Below are 19,052 nucleotides of genomic sequence, written 5' to 3'. Positions count from 1 at the left end.
CGTACGCCTCAGCTCCGCGCGGCCCAGATGTTGGTGCCGGCGGTGTCGACCGCGTACGAGTCGATCTCCTTCAGCTCCTCGTCGGTCAGCGGCGGGCCGGACAGGGCCGCGATGTTCTCCTCCAGCTGGGTCACGCTGGACGCCCCGATCAGCGCCGACGTCATCCGGGGGTCGCGCAGCACCCACGTCAGGGCGAGCTGCGCCAGCGACTGCCCGCGCCGCCGGGCGATCTCGGCGAGGCCCCGCAGCCGGCGGACGACCTCCTCGGAGAGCAGGTTCGGGTCGAGGGACTTGCCCTGGGTGGCCCGGGAGCCCTCCGGGATGCCCTGGAGGTACTTGTCGGTGAGCAGGCCCTGGGCGAGCGGGGCGAAGGAGATGCAGCCCATGCCCGCCGCCTCCAGGGTGTCGAGGAGCCCGTCGTCCTCGGTCCAGCGGTTGATCATCGAGTACGAGGGCTGGTGAATCAGCGCCGGGACGCCCATCTCCCGCAGCAGCCGGGCCGCCTCGGCGGTCTGCGCGGCGGTGTACGAGGAGACGCCGGCGTACAGCGCCTTGCCCTGCTGGACGGCGGACGCCAGGGCGCCCATCGTCTCCTCCAGCGGGGTGTCCTTGTCGAAGCGGTGCGAGTAGAAGATGTCGACGTAGTCGACGCCCATCCGCTTCAGCGAGGCGTCGAGCGACGACAGCAGGTACTTGCGGGAGCCCCACTCCCCGTACGGGCCGGGGTGCATCAGATAGCCCGCCTTGGTGGAGAGCACCAGCTCGTCCCGGTACCGCGCGAAGTCCTGGGCGAAGATTTTGCCGAAGTTCGTCTCGGCCGAACCGGGCGGCGGGCCGTAGTTGTTCGCCAGGTCGAAGTGCGTCACCCCCAGGTCGAAGGCGCGGCGCAGGATGGCGCGCTGCGAGGCGAGCGTGCGGTCGTCGCCGAAGTTGTGCCAGAGGCCGAGCGAGACGGCGGGCAGCTTCAGCCCGCTGCGGCCGGTGCGGCGGTACTCCATGGCGTCGTAGCGGCCGTCTGCGGGGCGGTATGCGGGGGTATCAGTCACGCCTCTCTGCTTATCACGTACTTGTGACAGACCGGGTTGGGCCGCCGTGACCCCCGCGCAGTAATGTGGCGCCCTCGGGGACAGCCGCGGTGTGCCGGGAGCGAGCGGTACCGCTTCCCCCCTGTCTCCCTGGGCCGACGCCGTGGCGGGCCCGTACGCAATCGAGAGGTGAGATCGGTGAACTTGCGCGACCTGGTGTACAGGCTTTACGCACGCCGGGTGGAGGGCCGCCTCGACCACGCCCAGGTGCCCAAGCACATCGGTGTCATCCTCGACGGGAACCGGCGCTGGGCCAAGGCGTCCGGCGGCACTCCGGAGCAGGGCCACAAGGCCGGCGCGAGCAAGATCCAGGAACTGCTGGGCTGGTGCGACGAGACGGACGTCGAGGTCGTCACCCTCTGGATGCTGTCCACCGACAACCTCAACCGGCCCGAGGAGCAGCTCGTGCCGCTCCTCGGCATCATCGAGAACGCCGTCCGCGACCTGGCCGCCGACGGGCGGTGGCGGGTGCACCACGTGGGCACCCTCGACCTGCTGCCCGCCCGCACCCAGCGGGTGCTGAAGGAGGCGCAGGAGGCCACCCGCGACCGCACCGGGATACTGGTGAACGTCGCCGTGGGCTACGGCGGCCGGCAGGAGATCGCCGACGCGGTCCGCTCGCTGCTGCTGGAGCACGCCTCCAAGGGCACCAGCTTCGAGGAGCTGGCCGAGATCGTGGACGTCGAGCACATCTCGGAGCACCTCTACACCCGCGGCCAGCCCGACCCGGATTTGGTGATCCGCACCAGCGGCGAGCAGCGGCTGTCGGGCTTCATGCTCTGGCAGAGCGCCCACTCGGAGTACTACTTCTGCGAGGTCCACTGGCCGGCCTTCCGCAAGGTCGACTTCCTCCGCGCGCTGCGCGACTACGCCGCCCGCCACCGGCGCTACGGCACCTGACAGGCCGTCCGGCCCGCGCCGCCGGTGCCCGTCCGGCACCTCCTTCACCACCCGTTCACCGACGCGTCGTCATATGCCATGGCATGGGCGCGGGCGAGCGGGGGAATACCCCCTCCAGTGCGAGCGGCACGCCAGCCCGCTCGCCCGGGAGGCCCTTTGCACCAGGACGACCGTGCGGGACACGCGCGGACGACGCGGAGGGCCGGTGCTCGGCCCGCGCATCGTGGCCAGAGCCCGGCCCCATCCCCCCGCGACGCCGTCGAAGTCGCACCCGACCTCACCTGAGGGGGTAGGTCCTTCCGTGGTGAACAGCTCAAAGCGCCGCCTCAACGACAGGCGCACCTACGTTCTCGACACCAGCGTCCTCCTCGCCGATCCCGGCGCCATGGCCCGCTTCGAGGAGCACGAGGTCGTGCTCCCCATCGTGGTGGTCACGGAACTGGAGGCCAAGAGGCACCACCCGGAGCTGGGGTACTTCGCCCGGCAGGCCCTCCGCCTGCTGGACGACCTCCGGATCCGGTACGGCCGCCTCGACGCCCCGCTCCCCGTCGGGGAGTTCGGCGGGACCCTGCGTGTGGAGCTCAACCACTCGGATCCCGGGGTGCTGCCGGCCGGCTACCGCCTCGGTGACAACGACTCACGGATCCTGGCCGTCGCCCGCAACCTCCAGGCCGAGGGGTACGACGTCACGGTCGTCTCCAAGGATCTCCCCCTCCGCATCAAGGCGTCCTCCGTGGGCCTCCTCGCCGAGGAGTACCGCGCGGAACTCGCCATCACGGACTCCGGCTGGACCGGGATGTCCGAGCTGACGCTCCCCGCCGAGCAGGTCGACCTGCTGTTCTCGGAGGAGAAGCTGTACGTCCCCGAGGCCGCCGGGCTGCCGGTGCACACCGGTCTGGTGCTCCAGTCCGAGCGCGGCAAGGCGCTCGGCAGAGTCACCGCCGAGGGCACCGTACGGCTCGTCAGGGGCGACCGGGAGGCGTTCGGCATCCGGGGGCGCAGCGCCGAGCAGCGCATCGCGCTCGACCTGCTCCTCGACCCGGACGTCGGCATCGTCTCGATGGGCGGCCGGGCGGGCACCGGCAAGTCGGCGCTCGCGCTCTGCGCGGGCCTGGAGGCCGTCCTGGAGCGGCGGCAGCACCAGAAGGTGATGGTCTTCCGGCCGCTGTACGCGGTCGGCGGGCAGGAGCTGGGCTATCTGCCGGGCACCGAGGCCGAGAAGATGAGCCCCTGGGCGCAGGCGGTGTTCGACACGCTCTCGGCGGTGGCCGGGCGGGAGATCATCGAGGAGGTGCTGAGCCGGGGCATGCTGGAGGTCCTCCCGCTCACCCACATCCGGGGCCGCTCGCTGCACGACGCGTTCGTCATCGTGGACGAGGCGCAGTCCCTCGAACGCAATGTGCTGCTGACCGTCCTGTCCCGGATCGGGTCGAATTCCCGGGTCGTCCTCACCCATGACGTGGCACAGCGGGACAATCTGCGCGTCGGCCGGTACGACGGAGTCGTCGCCGTGGTCGAGAAACTGAAGGGGCATCCGCTCTTCGCCCATGTCACCCTGACCCGCTCGGAGCGGTCGCAGATCGCGGCCCTGGTGACCGAAATGCTGGAGGACGGGCAGATTTAACCGCCCAAATCCGGCAGGGGATTGGCGCCGCCCGGCAAAGCCCGAGAGCTTAGCCGGGCGGCGTCGCGCCGCGCGGGGGAATCCCCAAAACTCCTGGGGCCACTGGGGTGTGAGCTTTCCCACGCAACGAAGAATTGCCTTGCGGCGTCGCCGTCGGGCAGAGTCTTGCTTCCGTCAGGCCCCGCGTACGGCACCCCTGTCACACCGTGACACAACTCAACAGTCGTTCCGCCGTACGCCGCCCGCAGCACCACGCGGCACTCCCGCACGGGAGTCGCCCACCGGGCCCGTGTCCCCCGTGACCCAGCAGTGGGGGGACCAGCGTCAGGGGCACGATTTCGCCCGCGAGGTCACCTAACCGGGCGATGCTGGAAGGAAACCGTGTGAGCCGGATCTCGGTCCGGGGATTCGCAGTGGCCTCGGCCACCGCGGTCACCACCGTCGGCGCCGTCGTGGGTGTGGCCTCGGGCGACACCCAGCCCTCGAACGACAACTTCGAGGCGGCCGCCGCCAACACGACGCTCCTGGCGGACATCCCGGCCGGCGAGCAGGCGCAGGTGCAGGTCTCGTCCCTGACGCAGCAGGCGGAGGCCCAGGCCGCCGCCGCCGACTCGGCCGCGCAGAAGTCCGCCGAGGAAGCCGCGCGCATCCAGGCCGCCAAGGACGCGGAGGCCAAGAAGGCCGCCGCCGACGAGGAGGCCGAGAAGGCCAAGAAGGCCGAGGAGGAGCGCGAGAAGCAGCGCGAGGCCGAGGAGCGCGCCAGCCGCGACGAGGTCCGCAGCGCCTCCAGCTTCGCCCCGCAGTCCTCGTACAGCGTCTCCGAGGTCCAGGCGATGGCCCGCCAGATGGTGCCGGGCGACCAGTTCCAGTGCTTCAGCAACATCGTGGACCACGAGTCCACCTGGAACTACCGCGCGCAGAACCCGTCGTCGGGCGCGTACGGCCTGGTGCAGGCCCTCCCCGGGTCCAAGATGGCGTCCGCCGGTGCCGACTGGCAGACCAACCCGGCCACCCAGATCAAGTGGGGCCTCAACTACATGAACGAGCGCTACGGCAGCCCCTGCGGCGCCTGGGACTTCTGGCAGGCCAACAACTGGTACTAGCCGGGCCCGCCCCCGCGGCTCAGCGTTCCGGAGCCCCTCGCCGTCCTACGGCGAGGGGCTCCGGCCGTGTAGCGTCGGGCCCGTAACTCCCGGGGGAGTGGTGGGGGGAAGAGAGAAGATCATGTCGAAAGTGCCAGGGTGGCTCGGCAGAGTGGGCGCCGGACTGACCCGGATGGGACAGCGGTTGGACGAGCGCCGAGCCGCGGGTGAGCGGGGCGAGGACCCCGTACCCGCTCCGGAGAGCGTGCCCGCGCCTCCCACCTACGCTCCCGCCGTCGCGGCGCGGCCCGATCCCGTCGCGGCGATCCCCTGGGGGCTGAGGGTCGCGGCCGAGGCGGGCTGGCGGCTGCTGGTGCTCGCGGGCACCCTGTGGGTGCTGATGAAGGTCATCAGCGAGGTGCAGCTCGTCGTCCTCGCCTTCGTCGCCGCCCTGCTGATCACCGCGCTGCTCCAGCCCACCGTGGCCCGGCTGCGGCGGCTCGGCCTGCCGCGCGGGCTGGCCACCGCCGTCACCGCCATCACCGGCTTCGTCATCATGGGCCTGATCGGCTGGTTCGTCGTCTGGCAGGTGATGGACAACCTGGGCGACATCTCCGACCGGGTCCGCGACGGCATCGACGAGCTGAAGCGCTGGCTGCTCGACAGCCCGTTCCACGTCACCGAGCAGCAGATCAACGACATCGCCAAGAACCTCAGCGACACCATCGGCACCAACACCGAGGAGATCACCACCGCCGGCCTCCAGGGCGTCACGGTGATGGTGGAGATCCTCACCGGCATGCTGCTGACGATGTTCTCCACCCTCTTCCTTCTGTACGACGGCAAGAAGGTGTGGACCTGGTGGCTGAAACTGGTGCCCGCGCAGGCCCGGCCGGGCGTCGCCGGGGCCGGGCCCCGCGCCTGGCGGACCCTCACCGCCTATGTGCGCGGCACGGTGATCGTCGCCATGATCGACGCCATCTTCATCGGCCTGGGCATCTACTTCCTGGACGTGCCGCTCGCAGTGCCGCTGGGCGTCTTCATCTTCCTGTTCTCCTTCATCCCGCTGGTCGGCGCGGTGGTCTCCGGGGCGCTGGCGGTGATCGTCGCGCTGGTCACCCAGGGCGTGTTCACCGCGCTGATGGTGCTGCTGGTGGTGCTCGCCGTGCAGCAGATCGAGGGGCATGTGCTCCAGCCGTTCATCCTCGGCCGGGCCGTCCGGGTGCACCCGCTCGCGGTGGTCCTCGCGGTCGCCGCCGGCGGTCTGGTCGCCGGCATCGGGGGCGCCGTGGTGGCGGTCCCGCTGGTGGCGGTCACCAACACGGTGGTGGGCTACCTCCGCGCGTACAGCCAGGAGCAGGCGATGCGCGCCGCGCCGGGGCCGCACGGGGCGACCGCCTACCGCACGGCGCCCACCCCCGCGCCGGGCGAGGCGCCCAAGGACACCGAGTGATATCCGAGCCGGAGCTGGTCGACGGGGGCGACTTCCCGCCACCGGCTCCGGCGGCGCCGCCGCCCCCGCGCGCCGGCCGCCCGGGCCCGTGGCGGTCCGGGGCGTGGCGGTCCGGGGCGTGGGCGCTGGGCGGCGCCCTGGTGGCGTCGGCCCTCTGGGCGGGCGGGCTCTCCGCGTACCACGCGGCGGGGCCCTCGCTCGGCGGGTACCGCACGGTTGAGGACCTGTGCGGGGCGGCGAAGCTGACGGCCCTGGGGGCCGCGTACGGCAAGCGTGCCGAGGATCCGGACGACCGGCACAGCGGCCATGAGGCCCTGGACCAGGCGTCCTGCTCGGTGACGTTCCTCCGCGAGGGTGACGACGGCCAGGACCACGGGGCCGGCCTCACCTACGAGCTGCACAAGAGGACCGATCCCGGGCCGGAGTTCGAGCCGTCCGTCACCGGCGCCGCCTACGACTCCTGGGACTGGAAGCCCCTGGAGGGCCTGGGGGAGCGGGCGTTCTTCGCCCAGGACGACGAGGGGTACGCCGCGCTGCGGGTGCTGGACGGGCAGGCCGTGCTCGGTATGACGTTCAGCGTGCAGGTGGAGTACGACCCGGAGCAGGAGGGTCCCCCGCCGGCGCCCGCCCTCTCCGCCGCGGCCGGGGTGAAGGACCTCATGGTGAAGGACATGAAGGCGCTGATGGCGGCACTGAAGGGCTGACGCGCCGACGCACCGACACACCGGCCTACGCACACGACGAGGGGCCCACCTTCCGGTGGGCCCCTCGTGCGCGCGTCCGGGGACGCGGGGGTCTCAGACGGCCGGGACGGCGTCGGAGAGGACGGCCTCGGCGTCGAGCGTGGCGCCGACGGCCTGGATCACCGAGGCGATCTTGAACGCCTCCTGGATCGTGTCACGGTCGACACCGGCCTTGCGCAGCACCTGCTCGTGCGAGTCGAGGCACATGCCGCAGCCGTTGATCGCGGAGACGGCGAGCGACCACAGCTCGAAGTCGACCTTCTCCACACCCGGGTTGCCGATGACGTTCATCCGCAGACCGGCGCGCATCGTCCCGTACTCCGGGTCGGAGAGCAGGTGACGCGTGCGGTAGAAGACGTTGTTCATCGCCATGATGGCGGCGGCGGACTTGGCCGCCTGGTACGCCTCGGGGGAGAGGTTCGCCTTCGCCTCCGGCTCCAGCTCACGCAGGACCCGGGGCGAGCGCGAGGCGATCGCGCAGGCCAGGACCGTGCCCCAGAGCTGCTGCTGGGGCAGCTCGCTGTTGCCGATGACCGAGCCGAGGTTCAGCTTCAGGTCCTTGGCGTAGTCCGGTATGGCGGACTTCAGTTCGTCGAGAGCCATCTCGGTTCAGCCCTTCGTCACTCGCCGGACAGGAGCTTGACCGGGTCGAGGGTGTCCTCGCCCTTGCTCCAGTTGCACGGGCACAGCTCGTCGGTCTGCAGGGCGTCCAGCACCCGCAGGACCTCCTTGGGGTTACGGCCGACGGAGCCGGCGGTCACCATGCAGAACTGGATCTCGTTGTTCGGGTCGACGATGAAGACGGCGCGCTGCGCGAAGCCGTCCTCGCCCTCGACGCCGCAGTCGCGCATCAGCTCGTGCTTGGAGTCGGCGAGCATCGGGAAGGGCAGGTCACGCAGGTCGGCGTGGTCCTTGCGCCAGGCGTGGTGCACGAACTCGGAGTCGCCGGAGACGCCGAGGATCTGGGCGTCGCGGTCGGCGAACTCGTCGTTCAGCTTGCCGAAGGCGGCGATCTCGGTGGGGCAGACGAAGGTGAAGTCCTTCGGCCAGAAGAACACCACGCGCCACTTGCCCTCGTAGGACTTGTGGTCGATCTGCGCGAACTCCTTGCCGCTCTCCAGCGACACACAGGCGGTCAGGTCGTACGTGGGGAACTGGTCACCGACAGTGAGCACACGCTCTCCTTGCAGCAGGGAAGTCCCTTTTGAGGTCTTCCGTGGGGGTTGGACGGAGCCCCAGCATGGCACGGCGTGCATTGATCAGTGAAATAGCTAGAGTGGGTCGTGTTGATCGAAGGTGGTTATCAGTGGTGTCCATATATAAGGGTAAGCAGCCCAGTCTGGCCCAGCTCCGGGCGTTCGCCGCCGTCGCGGAGCACCTGCACTTCCGGGACGCGGCAGCGGCGATCGGGATGAGCCAGCCCGCCCTCTCGGGCGCGGTGTCGGCGCTCGAAGAGGCACTCGGTGTCCAGTTGCTGGAGCGTACGACACGGAAAGTGCTCCTCTCCCCGGCCGGGGAGCGCCTGGCCGTCCGGACCCGGGCCGTCCTGGACGCGGTCGCCGAGCTGATGGAGGAGGCCGAGGCGGCGCACGCCCCGTTCACCGGCGTCCTGCGGCTCGGGGTGATCCCGACCGTCGCGCCCTACCTGCTGCCGACCGTGCTGCGGCTCGTCCACGAGCGCTACCCCGACCTCGACCTCCAGGTCCACGAGGAGCAGACCTCGTCCCTGCTGGAGGGGCTGGCCGCGGGCCGGCTCGACCTGCTCCTCCTCGCCGTCCCGCTGGGTGTCCCCGGCGTCACCGAACTCCCCCTCTTCGACGAGGACTTCGTGCTCGTCACCCCCGAGGGCCACCGGCTGGCCGGGCGCACCGACATCCCCCGCGAGGCGCTGCGCGAGCTGCGGCTGCTGCTCCTGGACGAGGGCCACTGCCTGCGCGACCAGGCCCTCGACATCTGCCGCGAGGCGGGCCGCGAGGACGGCGCGGCCGTCACCACCACCGCGGCGGGCCTGTCCACCCTGGTCCAGCTGGTCGCGGGCGGCCTCGGGGTCACCCTGCTGCCGCGCACCGCGGTGACCGTGGAGACCGGGCGCACCGACCACCTGGTGACCGGCTGGTTCGCCGACCCGGCCCCCTCCCGGCGGGTCGCGCTCGCCATGCGGACGGGCGCGGCGCGGCAGGCCGAGTTCGAGGAGCTGGCCGGCGCCCTGCGCGAGGCGATGCGGGCCCTGCCGGTCCGGGTCGTCGGCCCCGACGCGTAACCGCCCTACTCGGTGCGCAGGCCGTCCGGGCGCATCATCCGCCACAGCGGCGGCAGGCTCAGCAGCGTCACCGCCGCCACCAGCGCCGCGCCGACCCCGGCGACCGGCCAGACGGCGCCCCAGCCGGTCATGCCCTTGCCGATCATCCGCAGCAGCAGCGCGCCCACGCCCAGCCCGCCCGCGACCGCCAGCAGCATGCCCAGGACGACCGGGACGGCGGTCTGCCACAGCACCGACCACGCCAGCGTCGAGCGCCGCGTACCGAAGGCGACCAGCACCGACAGCAGCCGCCTCCGGTCGCGCAGCTGCTCCACCGTCGACACCAGCAGGGAGAGGGCGACCAGCGCCATGGTGAGCGTCGCCGCGGCCAGGACGCCCCGGCGTACGCTGGTGAACCGCTCGTCCCGCTCCAGGTTCTGGAGGGTGTCCACCCGCAGCAGCGGGCTGACCCGGGCCGCGGCGTTGCGGGCGTGCTCGGCGGCGTCCGGCACCGCCGGGTCCAGCCGCACCCAGGCGACCGTCGCCGGCGCGTCGAGCCGGGCGGCGTCGATCGCCGAGGGCGTGGCGAGGATGCCGAAGGACTGCCACCCCATGGGGTCGCGCCGCCCCTCCACGGTGCGGGCGCCGTCCGGGACGCGCCACAGCACCGGCCGCTCGCCCTCGTCGCGCAGGTCGACCCGGACGCCGGGGCGGGCCGTCTCGGCCAGATAGGCGTCGTCCGGGCCCTCCCCGCCGTGCGTCCGCGCGATGAACACGTCACCGTCCGCGCACGACGGCAGCCGGGCCAGCTCCCGCAGCGAGGGGCAGTCGCCGACCGTGAGGGCGGTGGTCGGCGCGAAGTCCTCACCGGTACGCGGCGGGCCGGGGCGCCGCGCGGACGCGTCCAGCACGGCGGCCACCCCGGTGACGCCCTTCGCCGCCGACAGCGCGCGGACGAGGTCACGCGGCCCGCCCGCCGTGGCGGTCTCGGCCCGCAGCCCGAGCTGGGCCCGCGCCTCGTCCATGTGCGTCGGCCGCATGAAGTCGCTCTGCACGGCCCCGAACAGCATCTGCAGCGCGATCGCCCCGGCCGCCGCCACCACGATGCCGCTGACCGCCCTCGCGGCCGTACCGCTGCTCAACTGAAGCCTGCGCACCGCGAGCTGCCACGCCACCGGGCCGCCCCGCAGCGACCGGACCACCCGCTCGACCAGCCACGGCAGCAGCGCCGTCACCCCGGTCAGCGCGAGCAGCGCGCCCGCCGCGACCGGCACCGCGTCCAGCGACGTCTCCGCGAAGGTCACCGGCCCGGCGGCGAACAGGACCCCGAGGCCCGCGGCCACCAGCAGCAGCCGCCACCACACCCGGCGCGGCCGGGGCGCCGCCCGCCGCACCACCCCCAGCGGCTCGATCACCACCCCGCGCAGCGCCACCAGCGTCACCACCACCGCGCACACCGGCACCACCACGCCCACCAGCGCGGCCAGCGCGGGCACCGGCACCACATCGGCCGGGAATGCGTTCACGTCCCAGAGCGTCACCCGCCCCGCGAACCGCCGCGCCACGGCGAACAGCCCCGCGCCCGCCGCCAGTCCCAGCACCGCCCCGGCCAGTGCCTCGCCCGCCGCGATCCGCCGCGTGGCGCGGGCGTCCGCCCCGACGAGCCGCAGCGCGGCCAGCCGCCGGTCGCGCCGCTCCCCGCCGAACCGGGCGGCCGCCGCGACGAACACCAGCACCGGGAGCAGCAGCACCACGCACGCCACCACGACGAGCAGCGACAGGAAGGCGCTGGAGGGCCGGGCGGCGCCGACGTTGTGGCCGTACCCGTCGCCGCGGCCGTCCGCGGTGGCCTCCGTGAGGTCCGCGCCGTGGGCGTAGTAGACCAGTTCGGCCGGTCCGACCAGCCCGGCGTCCCCGACGCGCCCGGCGATCTCGTACGGCAGGCGCTCCTTCAGCAGGGCGCCCTCGGGCGAGTCGAGCAGCCGGGCGAGTGCGGGGGACACCACCATCCGGCCGGGTCCCGGCACCGCGTCCACCCCGGGCGGGGCGGGCGCGTGCGGTCCGTCCGGGCGCAGCAGCAGCCCGCGCACGGTGCGGTCGTGGAAGCGCGTGGAGGTGGCCGCGTACAGGAAGGAGCGGTCGGAGCGGGGAGCCTCGCTCTCGGCGGAGGTCAGGTCGCGGCCCTGGTGCCGGGCGTCGCGCCCGTCGAGGACATGCGGTACGGAGGCGGCCACGAGGAGCAGGGCCACCCCGGCGCCCACCCCGAGCGCGGTCAGCAGCGTGCGCGCCCAGCCGGACCGGCCGCCGGTCACCGCGAACCGGGCGCCGAGCAGCAGGTCCCGGATCACGGCGCGCTCAGCGGACGGGAGAGGGCCACGGGCGGTGCGGTGCGGTACGGGGCCACGGGCGGGGCGGATCGGCGGGCGGTGCGGCGGGCGGACCCGCTGCGGTGCGGGGCCTCGGGCGGGGCGGTGCTCCGGGCGGTCCCGGTGCGGCGGTCGGTCAACGGTCGGCGCGGGGCCTCGGGCGGGGTGGTGCGGCGCGGGGTCATCCGGTGGCCGCCAGGTCGCGTATCCGGCCGTCGCGCACGATCACCTCGCGGTCCGCGTACGCGGCCACCCGCGCCTCGTGCGTGACCAGGATCACCGCCGCGCCGGTGTCCCGGGCGGCGTCGCCCAGCAGCCGCATCACCCGCTCGCCGTTCAGCGAGTCGAGGGCGCCCGTCGGCTCGTCGGCGAAGACCACGCGCGGCGCGGTGACCAGCGCGCGGGCCACCGCGACCCGCTGCGCCTGGCCGCCCGAGACCTCGCCGGGGCGCTTGCCCCCGGCGTCGGCCGCCTCCAGGCGCTCCAGCCACTCGGCGGCACGGCGCTCGGCCTGCCGGCGGCGCGTGCCGCCCAGGCGCAGCGGCAGCGCCACGTTCTCGGCGCAGGTCAGCTCCGGGACGAGCTGCCCGAACTGGAACACGAACCCGAAGTCGCCCCGGCGCAGCGCGGAGCGTCCGGCGTCGGACATGGCGGTGACGTCCCGGCCGTCGTAGGTGACGGTCCCGGTGTCGGGGCGGACGATGCCGGCCAGGCAGTGCAGCAGGGTCGACTTGCCGGAGCCGGAGGGGCCCATCACGGCGACGACCTCGCCGGCGCGTACGGCGATCCGCGCGTCGACGAGCGCCCGGGTGGCGCCGTACGCCTTGCCGACGCCCTCGGCGCTCAGCAGCGCGGTCATCGGGCGGTCCCCCCGACGGCCTCGGCGAGCTGCCCGAGCCGGGCGGCGGTCAGCTCCAGCCAGCGGAGGTCGGCCTCCAGGTGGAACAGCGCGTGGTCGCAGATCAGCTGGTCGGCGAGGTCGCCGTCCTGCTTGCGCCGGGTCAGCTCCCGCATCAGCCGCAGATGCTCGGCGCGCTGGGTGTCGAGCAGCTCGGCGGCGCTGCGGCCGGTGAGGAGCGCGAGGACGACCTTGGTGTAGAGGGTGGACTGGAGGTACGGCTCGGGCTTCTCCGCCTGGGCCAGCCACCGCTCGACATCGGTGACGCCGGCGCCGGTGATCGCGTACCGCTTGCGATCCGGGCCCTCGCCGGGCTCGATGCCCTCCACCTCGACCAGCCCGTTCCTCAGCAGCCGCGACATGGTCGAGTAGACCTGCCCGTAGTGCAGCGGCCGGTCGTGGCCGAACTTCTCGTCGAAGGCGCGCTTGAGGTCGTAGCCGTGGCGCGGGCCGGACTCCAGGAGCCCGAGGAGGGTGTGACCGATGGACATGCCCTCGACCGTACACGCCGGTATACACCCGGCGTATACAGGGCCGGTGGGGGCACGGTGAAGGCCCCGCCCCCGGAGAGGCCCCGCCCCCGGAGAGGTCGTCCCTCCGGGGGCGGGGCCATGGGCGGTGCCCGGTGCTCGGTGCCCGGTGCGCTCAGCCGGCCGGGGGGCCGTCCGGCCGGGCGGGCCCGGACGTCTCCGGGGGCGGCGGGTGCGCGGGCGGGGTCTCCGGCGGCGGCGACTTGGGGGGCCGGCCGCGGCGGGGCAGCGGGCCCGGCGCGGCCGGCAGGCGCCCCGCGTCCGCGAGGGCCTTGCGCAGCAGGAACTCGATCTGCGAGTTGGCGCTGCGCAGCTCGTCCGCCGCCCAGCGGGCCAGCGCCTCGTACACCGCCGGGTCGAGGCGCAGCAGCACCTGCTTGCGCTGGCGGCGGTCCGGCGGGGGTGTCACTGGTACAGGGTGCCCGTGTTCAGCACCGGCTGCGCCGCCCGGTCGCCGCAGAGCACCACCATCAGGTTGGAGACCATCGCGGCCTTGCGCTCCGGGTCCAGTTCCACGATGTCCCGCTCCTCCAGCCGGTCCAGCGCCGCCTCGACCATGCCGACGGCGCCCTCCACGATCTGCCGCCGGGCCGCGACGACCGCGCCGGCCTGCTGGCGCTGGAGCATCGCGGAGGCGATCTCCGGGGCGTACGCGAGGTGGGTGAACCGCGACTCGACGATGCGGACGCCCGCCGCCTTCACGCGCGCGTGGAGCTCGACGGCCAGCTTCTCGGTGATCTCCTCGGCGTTGCCCCGCAGCGACAGCTCCTCCTCGTCGTGGGCGTCGTAGGGGTACTCGATGGCGATGTGGCGCACCGCCGCCTCCGTCTGCGTGGAGACGAACACCCGGAAGTCGTCGACCTCGAACATCGCCTGCGCGGTGTCCTCGACCTTCCACACCACCACCGCGGCCAGCTCGATCGGGTTGCCGTAGGCGTCGTTGACCTTGAGGACGGCGGTCTCGTGGTTGCGCACCCGGGTGGAGATCTTCGCCCGCGAGGTGAAGGGGTTGACCCAGCGCAGGCCGTCGGTGCGGACGGTGCCCCGGTAGCGGCCGAAGAGCTGGACGACCCGGGCCTCGCCCGGCGCCACCATGTTCAGCCCGCACATCGCCAGGAAGGAGGCGATCACCAGCACGACGCCGGCGGCGATCAGAGCCGCCTTCCCGCCCGACGAGCCGGCGGCGCCGCCCGCCACCACCAGGCAGACGCCCGCCGCCAGGCCGGCCAGGCCGAGGAGCAGGGCCAGGCCGCCGCCGATGCTGCGCGCGGCGAACTCGCGCACGCGTGGTTCGGGCATCTCGGGCAGGTCCTCCGCCAGGGTGCCGCGGTTGTCCGGTGTGTTCGTCATGATCGTCCCCGTCCCTCGTCCGTGCGGGTGCCGGCGGTCCGGAGCCACACGTGGTGAGCCTCCGCGACCGCCTAGCAAAGTGATATCACTTTATCGCTTCCGGCAACCCTTCGCACCCCTGGTGAGTCGGTTCCGTTGACGCGGGTGCTCATTGTCACGTCCGGAAAAGACCGGATCCGTTGAGCTTTGTCGCCACCCGTGGTGTTAGTTTGCTGAGCTGATTCGCACAGATGAGCAGAGCGGAGCTACGGAGCGATGGGTCGAGCGAAAGCGCGACAGGCGCGGGAACGCGGGGCGCGCGGGGCGAAGACCGAGGGCGGGGGCATACGCCGCTTCTTCACCTGGAAGAGACTGCTGGGCACCTTTCTCGGGCTCTGCCTGCTCACCATGGGTGCCTTCTACGTGATCTACCTGCTCGTCCCGGTGCCCTCCGCCAACGCCCAGGCGACGATGCAGAGCAACGTCTACCGGTACAGCAACGGCAAGGTCCTCGCCCGCACCGGTGAGGTCAACCGGGAGATCGTCGGCCTGGACAAGATCCCCGACGACGTGGAGAAGGCGTTCGTCGCGGCCGAGAACAAGACCTTCTACCAGGACTCCGGCGTCGACTTCATGGGCACCGCCCGCGGTGTCCTCAACACCCTGGCCGGCAAGGGCAAGCAGGGCGGCTCGACCATCACCCAGCAGTACGTCAAGAACTACTACCTGGACCAGGACCAGACCGTCACCCGCAAGCTGAAGGAGATGGTCATCTCCCTCAAGGTCGACCAGCGGATGAGCAAGGACGAGATCCTCGCCGGGTACATGAACACCAGCTACTACGGCCGGGGCGCGTACGGCATCCAGGCCGCCGCCCAGGCGTACTACGGCGTCGACGCCCCGAAGCTGACGGTCTCCCAGGGCGCGTACCTCGCCGCCCTGCTCCAGGCCCCCAACCAGTACGACTGGTCCAACGCCACCCCCACCGGCCGCAAGCTGGCCACCGAGCGCTGGAACTACGTCCTGGACAACATGGTCGAGGAGGGCTGGCTCGACCGGTCCGCGCGCGCCGGCCAGAAGTTCGACGTCCCGCAGAAGCCCAAGGCGGCGCCCGGCATGGAGGGCCAGACCGGCTACCTCGTCGCCGCCGCCAAGCAGGAGATGATCCGGCAGGGCGTCAGCGAGGAGGACATCGAGGCCGGCGGCTGGAACATCACCCTCAACATCGACGAGAAGCGGCAGAAGAAGCTCGTCAAGGCGGTGGAGGAGCAACTGGAGGACCGGCTCGACCGCAAGAACAGCAAGGTCGACGCCACCGTCCAGGCCGGCGCCACCTCGGTCGACCCGAAGACCGGCAGCGTGGTCGCCCTGTACGGCGGCGTCGGCGCCACCGAGCACTGGATGTCCAACGCCACCCGCCGCGACTACCAGCCCGCCTCCACGTTCAAGCCCCTGGTCTTCGCCTCCGCCCTGGAGAACGGCGCCCGGACCCAGAACGGCGACGAGATAGGACTGGGCACCGTCTACGACGGCACCAGCCGCCGTCCCGTCGAGGGCAGCGAGACCGCCTTCGCCCCCGAGAACGAGGACAACCGCAGCTACGGCCCGGTCACCGTCCAGGAGGCGATGAACAAGTCGATCAACTCGGTCTTCGCCCAGATGATCGTGGACGCCGACCCGGCCAAGGTGAAGAAGACGGCCCTCGCCCTCGGCATGAAGGACGACGAGAGCTTCGTCGAGCAGCCCGCGATGTCGCTCGGCACCATGGGCGCCTCCACCTGGGACATGGCGGGGGTGTACGCCACCCTCGACAACCACGGCAAGAAGGTCACGCCGACCATCGTGAAGTCCGCCGAGCACAAGGACCGCACCTTCGAGCGGGTGGACGCGCCCGTCGGCGACCGGGTCATCGGCCGGGAGAGCGCCGACACCGTCACCTCCGCCCTCACCGGTGTCGTCCGCAACGGCTCGGGCCACGAGGCCAACACCTCCGCCTACCAGGCGGCGGGCAAGACCGGCACCTCGGAGAACAACAAGTCGGCCTGGTTCGCCGGGTACACCCCCGAACTCACCACGGTCGTCGCCCTCTTCGGCGAGGACGCCGAGAAGGGCAGGCAGGTCACCCTCACCGGCACCGCCAACTCCGGCCGCGCCAACGGCGGTGGCTTCCCCGCCCGGATCTGGGCCGACTACACCCTCGGCGCCCTCGACGGCGGCTCCGACGCCCGGTTCGACCTGGACCTGGCCGAGACCGCCCCGCCGGAGCCCACCGAGACGGAGGAGCCCACCGAGGAGCCGACCGAGACGGAGTCGCCCACGGAGGAGCCCACCGAGACCGAGGAGCCCACCGAGGAGCCGACCACCCCGACGCGGACGCCGTCCCGGCCCACCGACACGCCGACGACCCCGACGCCCACCCAGACCCCGACCGGCGAGCCGACCGACGGCGGCGACCAGGGCGGCGCCACCGGCGGCGACGACGGCGGCGGCGAACCGACCGGCGACCCGGGCGGCGGCGACCAGGGCGGCCTCGACCCGGTGCGGCCCTGACGCCCCTCGTACATCAGCGCATACGACGACGGTGGCCGGGCCCCTTCACCGGGGCCCGGCCACCGTCGTCGTACCGGGGGCGCGGCGTGCCTCAGAGGCGCGTCGGCAGCTCGAACCAGACGACCTTGCCCGTCGACAGCCGGGTCGCGCCCCACCGCCGGGCCAGCCGGTTCACCAGGAACAGCCCGCGCCCGCCCTCGTCGGTGTCCCGCGCCCGGCGCTGGCGCGGCAGCTGCGGCGAGTCGTCACCGACCTCGCACCGCAGCACGTCCGTGCGCAGCAGCCGCAGCGTCACCGGCCGTTCCGCGTACCGCACGGCATTGGTGACCACCTCGCTCACCAGCAGCTCGACGCTGTCCGACAGCTCCTCCAGGCCCCAGCGGGCCAGCGCCCGCCGCGCCAGCCGCCGCGCCCGGCCGGGCGCCTGCTCCTCCGGTTCCAGGAACCAGTAGGCGACGTCGCTCGGCGCGATCCCGTCGAACCGGGCGGCCAGCAGCGCGATGTCGTCGTCCCGGTCGCCCGGCCCGAGCATGTCCAGCACGTCGTCGCACAGCGCCTCCAGCGGGGGCGAGTGGTCCGGGCCGGTCAGCTGGGCGGTCGCCGCGAGCCGCTCCCTGAGCTGCTCTATGCCCGTCCACACGTCCCGCAGCCGGGACTCCACCAGCCCGTCGGTGTAGAGCAGCAGCGTCGCCCCGGCCGGGGCGTCCAGCTCGACCGCCTCGAAGTCCACCCCGCCCACGCCGATGGGCGCGCCCGGCGGGACGCGCAGCACCTCCGCCCGGCCGCCGAGGTGGAGCAGTATCGGCGGCGGGTGGCCCGCGTTGGCGATGGTGATGCGGTGCGCGACCGGGTCGTAGACCGCGTACAGGCAGGTCGCCATGCGGTTCTCGCCGAGTCGCTGGGCCTGCTCGTCGAGGTGGTGCAGCACCTCCTGCGGCGGCAGGTCGAGCCCGGCGAGGGTCTGCGCGGTGGTGCGCAGCTGGCCCATGATCGCGGCGGACGTCATGGAGTGGCCCATCACGTCGCCCACGACCAGCGCGACCCGGCTGCCCGGCAGCGGGATCGCGTCGTACCAGTCGCCGCCCACCCGCGCCGTCTCCGCCGCCGGGAGGTAGCGCGAGGCGAGCTTCACCCCGGTCGGCTGCGGCAGGTTCTCGGGCAGCATGGTGCGCTGGAGCTCGTCGGCGATGTACGCCTCACGCCCGTACAGCACCGCCTTGTCGATCCCGAGCGCCGTGTGCGTGGCCAGCTGCGCCGCCACCAGCAGGTCGTTCGGCTCGAACGGGGGCCGGTCCGGGCGGCGCAGGAACACGGCCGCGCCGATCACCCGGCGCCGGCCGCGCAGCGGCGCCAGGATCGCCCGGTGCCCGGACGGTACGCAGCGGCCGTCGCCGAGCAGCTCGGGCAGGGCCGCGCGGGCCGCCGCCGAGTCGCCGAAGACCGGGCGGACGCCCCGCAGCACCTCGGCCAGCGCGCCGCCGGCCCGGATCTCGCACAACTCGGCCGCCGGGCCCAGGTCGAGATCGGTCTCGGCGTCGGCGGCGGCGGCGGAGAGCCCCAGCTCGGACTCGTCCTCCGTTAAACGCAGCCGGTCGGTACGGCGCAGACGCAGGACGAACGGGTCGACCGGACGCTCGTCGCCGACCGGCAGCGGGTCGCGGAGGTACACCAGGATGGCGTCGGAGAAGGTGGGCACCGTGGCCCGGCACAGGCCCAGCACGATCTCGTCCAGGTCGATGCCCCGGGCGACCCGGCGGGTGGCGGCGCCCACGAAGCGCAGCCGGTCGCCCTCGCGCCGGGCGACGACCGCCGGCTCCTGACCGCCCGGCGCGCCCCCGCCGGAGGCGCCCGCCGGACCGGCCGGCCCGCCCGGGCCCTGGCCCCGGCCCCCGGAACCGCCACCGCCCCGGCCCGCCCCGCCCTGCGCGGGCAGCCCACCCGGCGGGCCGCCCGGCCCGGAGCCGCGGCCGTTGCCCCGGCCGGAGCCGGGGGCCGCGCCGGAGTGCCCCGCACCGCCGGCGTGCGCCGACGCGCCGCTGCCGCGCCCCGACGCCCCGCGCGGTCCCGACGCTCCGCGTGCCGGCCCGCCCGCGGGCGCGGGCGCCGGCGGCGGCACGGCGGAGGACGGGGGCGTCTCCTGCCGCGGCCGGGTGCGTTCCTGCGGCCGGGCAGCGAGGGGCTGCCGGCCTTCGTGGGAGGTGGGATGCTCCGTCACGCGTGGGATTCCGTCCGTCCGGGCCGGTGATGCGAGGC

The 19,052-nt window shown here is 73.2% G+C and carries 16 protein-coding genes; 7 read left to right on the top strand and 9 right to left on the bottom strand.

Annotation, left to right across the window (positions count from 1 at the left end):
• Positions 1 to 8: 8 nt before the first annotated feature.
• Positions 9 to 1,046 carry an L-glyceraldehyde 3-phosphate reductase gene (gene mgrA, locus ACF08D_RS13595; protein ID WP_392222770.1) on the bottom strand — a complete coding sequence of 346 codons (1,038 nt, stop codon included), beginning with the start codon at positions 1,044 to 1,046 and terminating at the stop codon, positions 9 to 11.
• A 177-nt stretch (positions 1,047 to 1,223) separates the two neighbouring features.
• Here mgrA and ACF08D_RS13590 point away from each other — a divergent pair, with 177 nt between their 5' ends.
• The 5 genes from ACF08D_RS13590 (at position 1,224) to ACF08D_RS13570 (ending at position 6,848) form a co-directional block, all read left to right on the top strand.
• Entirely contained in the window at positions 1,224 to 1,985 is a 762-nt protein-coding gene (locus ACF08D_RS13590) for an isoprenyl transferase (protein WP_392222769.1), read from the top strand.
• 301 nt (positions 1,986 to 2,286) lie between these two features.
• Positions 2,287 to 3,609: a PhoH family protein gene (locus tag ACF08D_RS13585; protein ID WP_392222768.1), complete on the top strand. Its 1,323-nt coding sequence runs from the start codon at positions 2,287 to 2,289 to the stop codon at positions 3,607 to 3,609.
• A 383-nt stretch (positions 3,610 to 3,992) separates the two neighbouring features.
• Positions 3,993 to 4,712: a transglycosylase SLT domain-containing protein gene (locus tag ACF08D_RS13580; RefSeq protein ID WP_392222767.1), complete on the top strand. Its 720-nt coding sequence runs from the start codon at positions 3,993 to 3,995 to the stop codon at positions 4,710 to 4,712.
• A 121-nt stretch (positions 4,713 to 4,833) separates the two neighbouring features.
• Positions 4,834 to 6,144 (top strand): AI-2E family transporter, encoded by a 1,311-nt coding sequence (locus ACF08D_RS13575; protein ID WP_392222766.1) that lies wholly within the window; start codon positions 4,834 to 4,836, stop codon positions 6,142 to 6,144.
• Positions 6,141 to 6,848 (top strand): hypothetical protein, encoded by a 708-nt coding sequence (locus tag ACF08D_RS13570; RefSeq protein ID WP_392222765.1) that lies wholly within the window; start codon positions 6,141 to 6,143, stop codon positions 6,846 to 6,848. The genes ACF08D_RS13575 and ACF08D_RS13570 overlap by 4 nt, the downstream gene beginning before the upstream one ends.
• 93 nt (positions 6,849 to 6,941) lie before the next feature.
• Here the strand turns inward: ACF08D_RS13570 and ACF08D_RS13565 are convergent, their stop codons facing one another.
• Both ACF08D_RS13565 and ACF08D_RS13560 read right to left on the bottom strand, forming a co-directional pair.
• Positions 6,942 to 7,490 carry an alkyl hydroperoxide reductase gene (locus ACF08D_RS13565; RefSeq protein ID WP_392222764.1) on the bottom strand — a complete coding sequence of 183 codons (549 nt, stop codon included), beginning with the start codon at positions 7,488 to 7,490 and terminating at the stop codon, positions 6,942 to 6,944.
• 17 nt (positions 7,491 to 7,507) lie between these two features.
• The gene (locus ACF08D_RS13560) at positions 7,508 to 8,062 is read right to left on the bottom strand and encodes a peroxiredoxin (protein WP_392222763.1); all 555 of its coding nucleotides are present in this window, start codon (positions 8,060 to 8,062) and stop codon (positions 7,508 to 7,510) included.
• Between the two features lie 134 nt (positions 8,063 to 8,196).
• Between ACF08D_RS13560 and ACF08D_RS13555 the strand changes: the two genes are divergently transcribed.
• Entirely contained in the window at positions 8,197 to 9,147 is a 951-nt protein-coding gene (locus tag ACF08D_RS13555; protein WP_392222762.1) for a hydrogen peroxide-inducible genes activator, read from the top strand.
• A gap of 5 nt (positions 9,148 to 9,152) precedes the next feature.
• Here the strand turns inward: ACF08D_RS13555 and ACF08D_RS13550 are convergent, their stop codons facing one another.
• From ACF08D_RS13550 to ACF08D_RS13530, 5 genes are all read right to left on the bottom strand, one after another.
• Positions 9,153 to 11,474, bottom strand: a complete 2,322-nt coding sequence (locus tag ACF08D_RS13550; protein WP_392222761.1) for an ABC transporter permease — start codon at positions 11,472 to 11,474, stop codon at positions 9,153 to 9,155.
• A 199-nt stretch (positions 11,475 to 11,673) separates the two neighbouring features.
• Complete coding sequence (locus ACF08D_RS13545; protein ID WP_392222760.1) at positions 11,674 to 12,351, bottom strand: ABC transporter ATP-binding protein; 678 nt, start codon at positions 12,349 to 12,351, stop codon at positions 11,674 to 11,676.
• The gene (locus ACF08D_RS13540) at positions 12,348 to 12,881 is read right to left on the bottom strand and encodes a PadR family transcriptional regulator (protein WP_392222759.1); all 534 of its coding nucleotides are present in this window, start codon (positions 12,879 to 12,881) and stop codon (positions 12,348 to 12,350) included. The genes ACF08D_RS13545 and ACF08D_RS13540 overlap by 4 nt, the downstream gene beginning before the upstream one ends.
• A 154-nt stretch (positions 12,882 to 13,035) precedes the next feature.
• On the bottom strand, positions 13,036 to 13,380 hold the full coding sequence (locus ACF08D_RS13535) for a hypothetical protein (protein WP_392223187.1): 345 nt from the start codon (positions 13,378 to 13,380) through the stop codon (positions 13,036 to 13,038).
• Complete coding sequence (locus ACF08D_RS13530; protein WP_392222758.1) at positions 13,326 to 14,270, bottom strand: SPFH domain-containing protein; 945 nt, start codon at positions 14,268 to 14,270, stop codon at positions 13,326 to 13,328. The genes ACF08D_RS13535 and ACF08D_RS13530 overlap by 55 nt, the downstream gene beginning before the upstream one ends.
• 255 nt (positions 14,271 to 14,525) lie before the next feature.
• Here ACF08D_RS13530 and ACF08D_RS13525 point away from each other — a divergent pair, with 255 nt between their 5' ends.
• Entirely contained in the window at positions 14,526 to 16,799 is a 2,274-nt protein-coding gene (locus ACF08D_RS13525; protein WP_392222757.1) for a transglycosylase domain-containing protein, read from the top strand.
• Between the two features lie 91 nt (positions 16,800 to 16,890).
• On the opposite strand, the gene ACF08D_RS13520 is transcribed toward ACF08D_RS13525, so the two are convergent.
• Positions 16,891 to 19,014: a SpoIIE family protein phosphatase gene (locus ACF08D_RS13520; protein ID WP_392222756.1), complete on the bottom strand. Its 2,124-nt coding sequence runs from the start codon at positions 19,012 to 19,014 to the stop codon at positions 16,891 to 16,893.
• Between the last annotated feature and the right edge of the window lie 38 nt (positions 19,015 to 19,052).

The organism is Streptomyces sp. NPDC015131, assembly GCF_043079975.1.
In the GTDB taxonomy this organism is placed as follows: Bacteria; Actinomycetota; Actinomycetes; order Streptomycetales; family Streptomycetaceae; genus Streptomyces.
The sequence above is the reverse complement of the archived record's forward strand: the minus strand, read 5'-3'. Positions and strand labels throughout refer to the sequence as shown.

What these genes read in the sequence shown, in the direction of transcription:
- ACF08D_RS13575 (WP_392222766.1), top strand. Translation starts at nt 4,834, where the DNA reads ATGTCGAAAGTGCCAGGGTGGCTCGGCAGAGTGGGCGCCGGACTGACC.
- ACF08D_RS13565 (WP_392222764.1), bottom strand. Translation starts at nt 7,490, where the DNA reads ATGGCTCTCGACGAACTGAAGTCCGCCATACCGGACTACGCCAAGGAC.
- ACF08D_RS13545 (WP_392222760.1), bottom strand. Translation starts at nt 12,351, where the DNA reads ATGACCGCGCTGCTGAGCGCCGAGGGCGTCGGCAAGGCGTACGGCGCC.
- ACF08D_RS13540 (WP_392222759.1), bottom strand. Translation starts at nt 12,881, where the DNA reads ATGTCCATCGGTCACACCCTCCTCGGGCTCCTGGAGTCCGGCCCGCGC.
- ACF08D_RS13530 (WP_392222758.1), bottom strand. Translation starts at nt 14,270, where the DNA reads ATGACGAACACACCGGACAACCGCGGCACCCTGGCGGAGGACCTGCCC.
- ACF08D_RS13525 (WP_392222757.1), top strand. Translation starts at nt 14,526, where the DNA reads ATGGGTCGAGCGAAAGCGCGACAGGCGCGGGAACGCGGGGCGCGCGGG.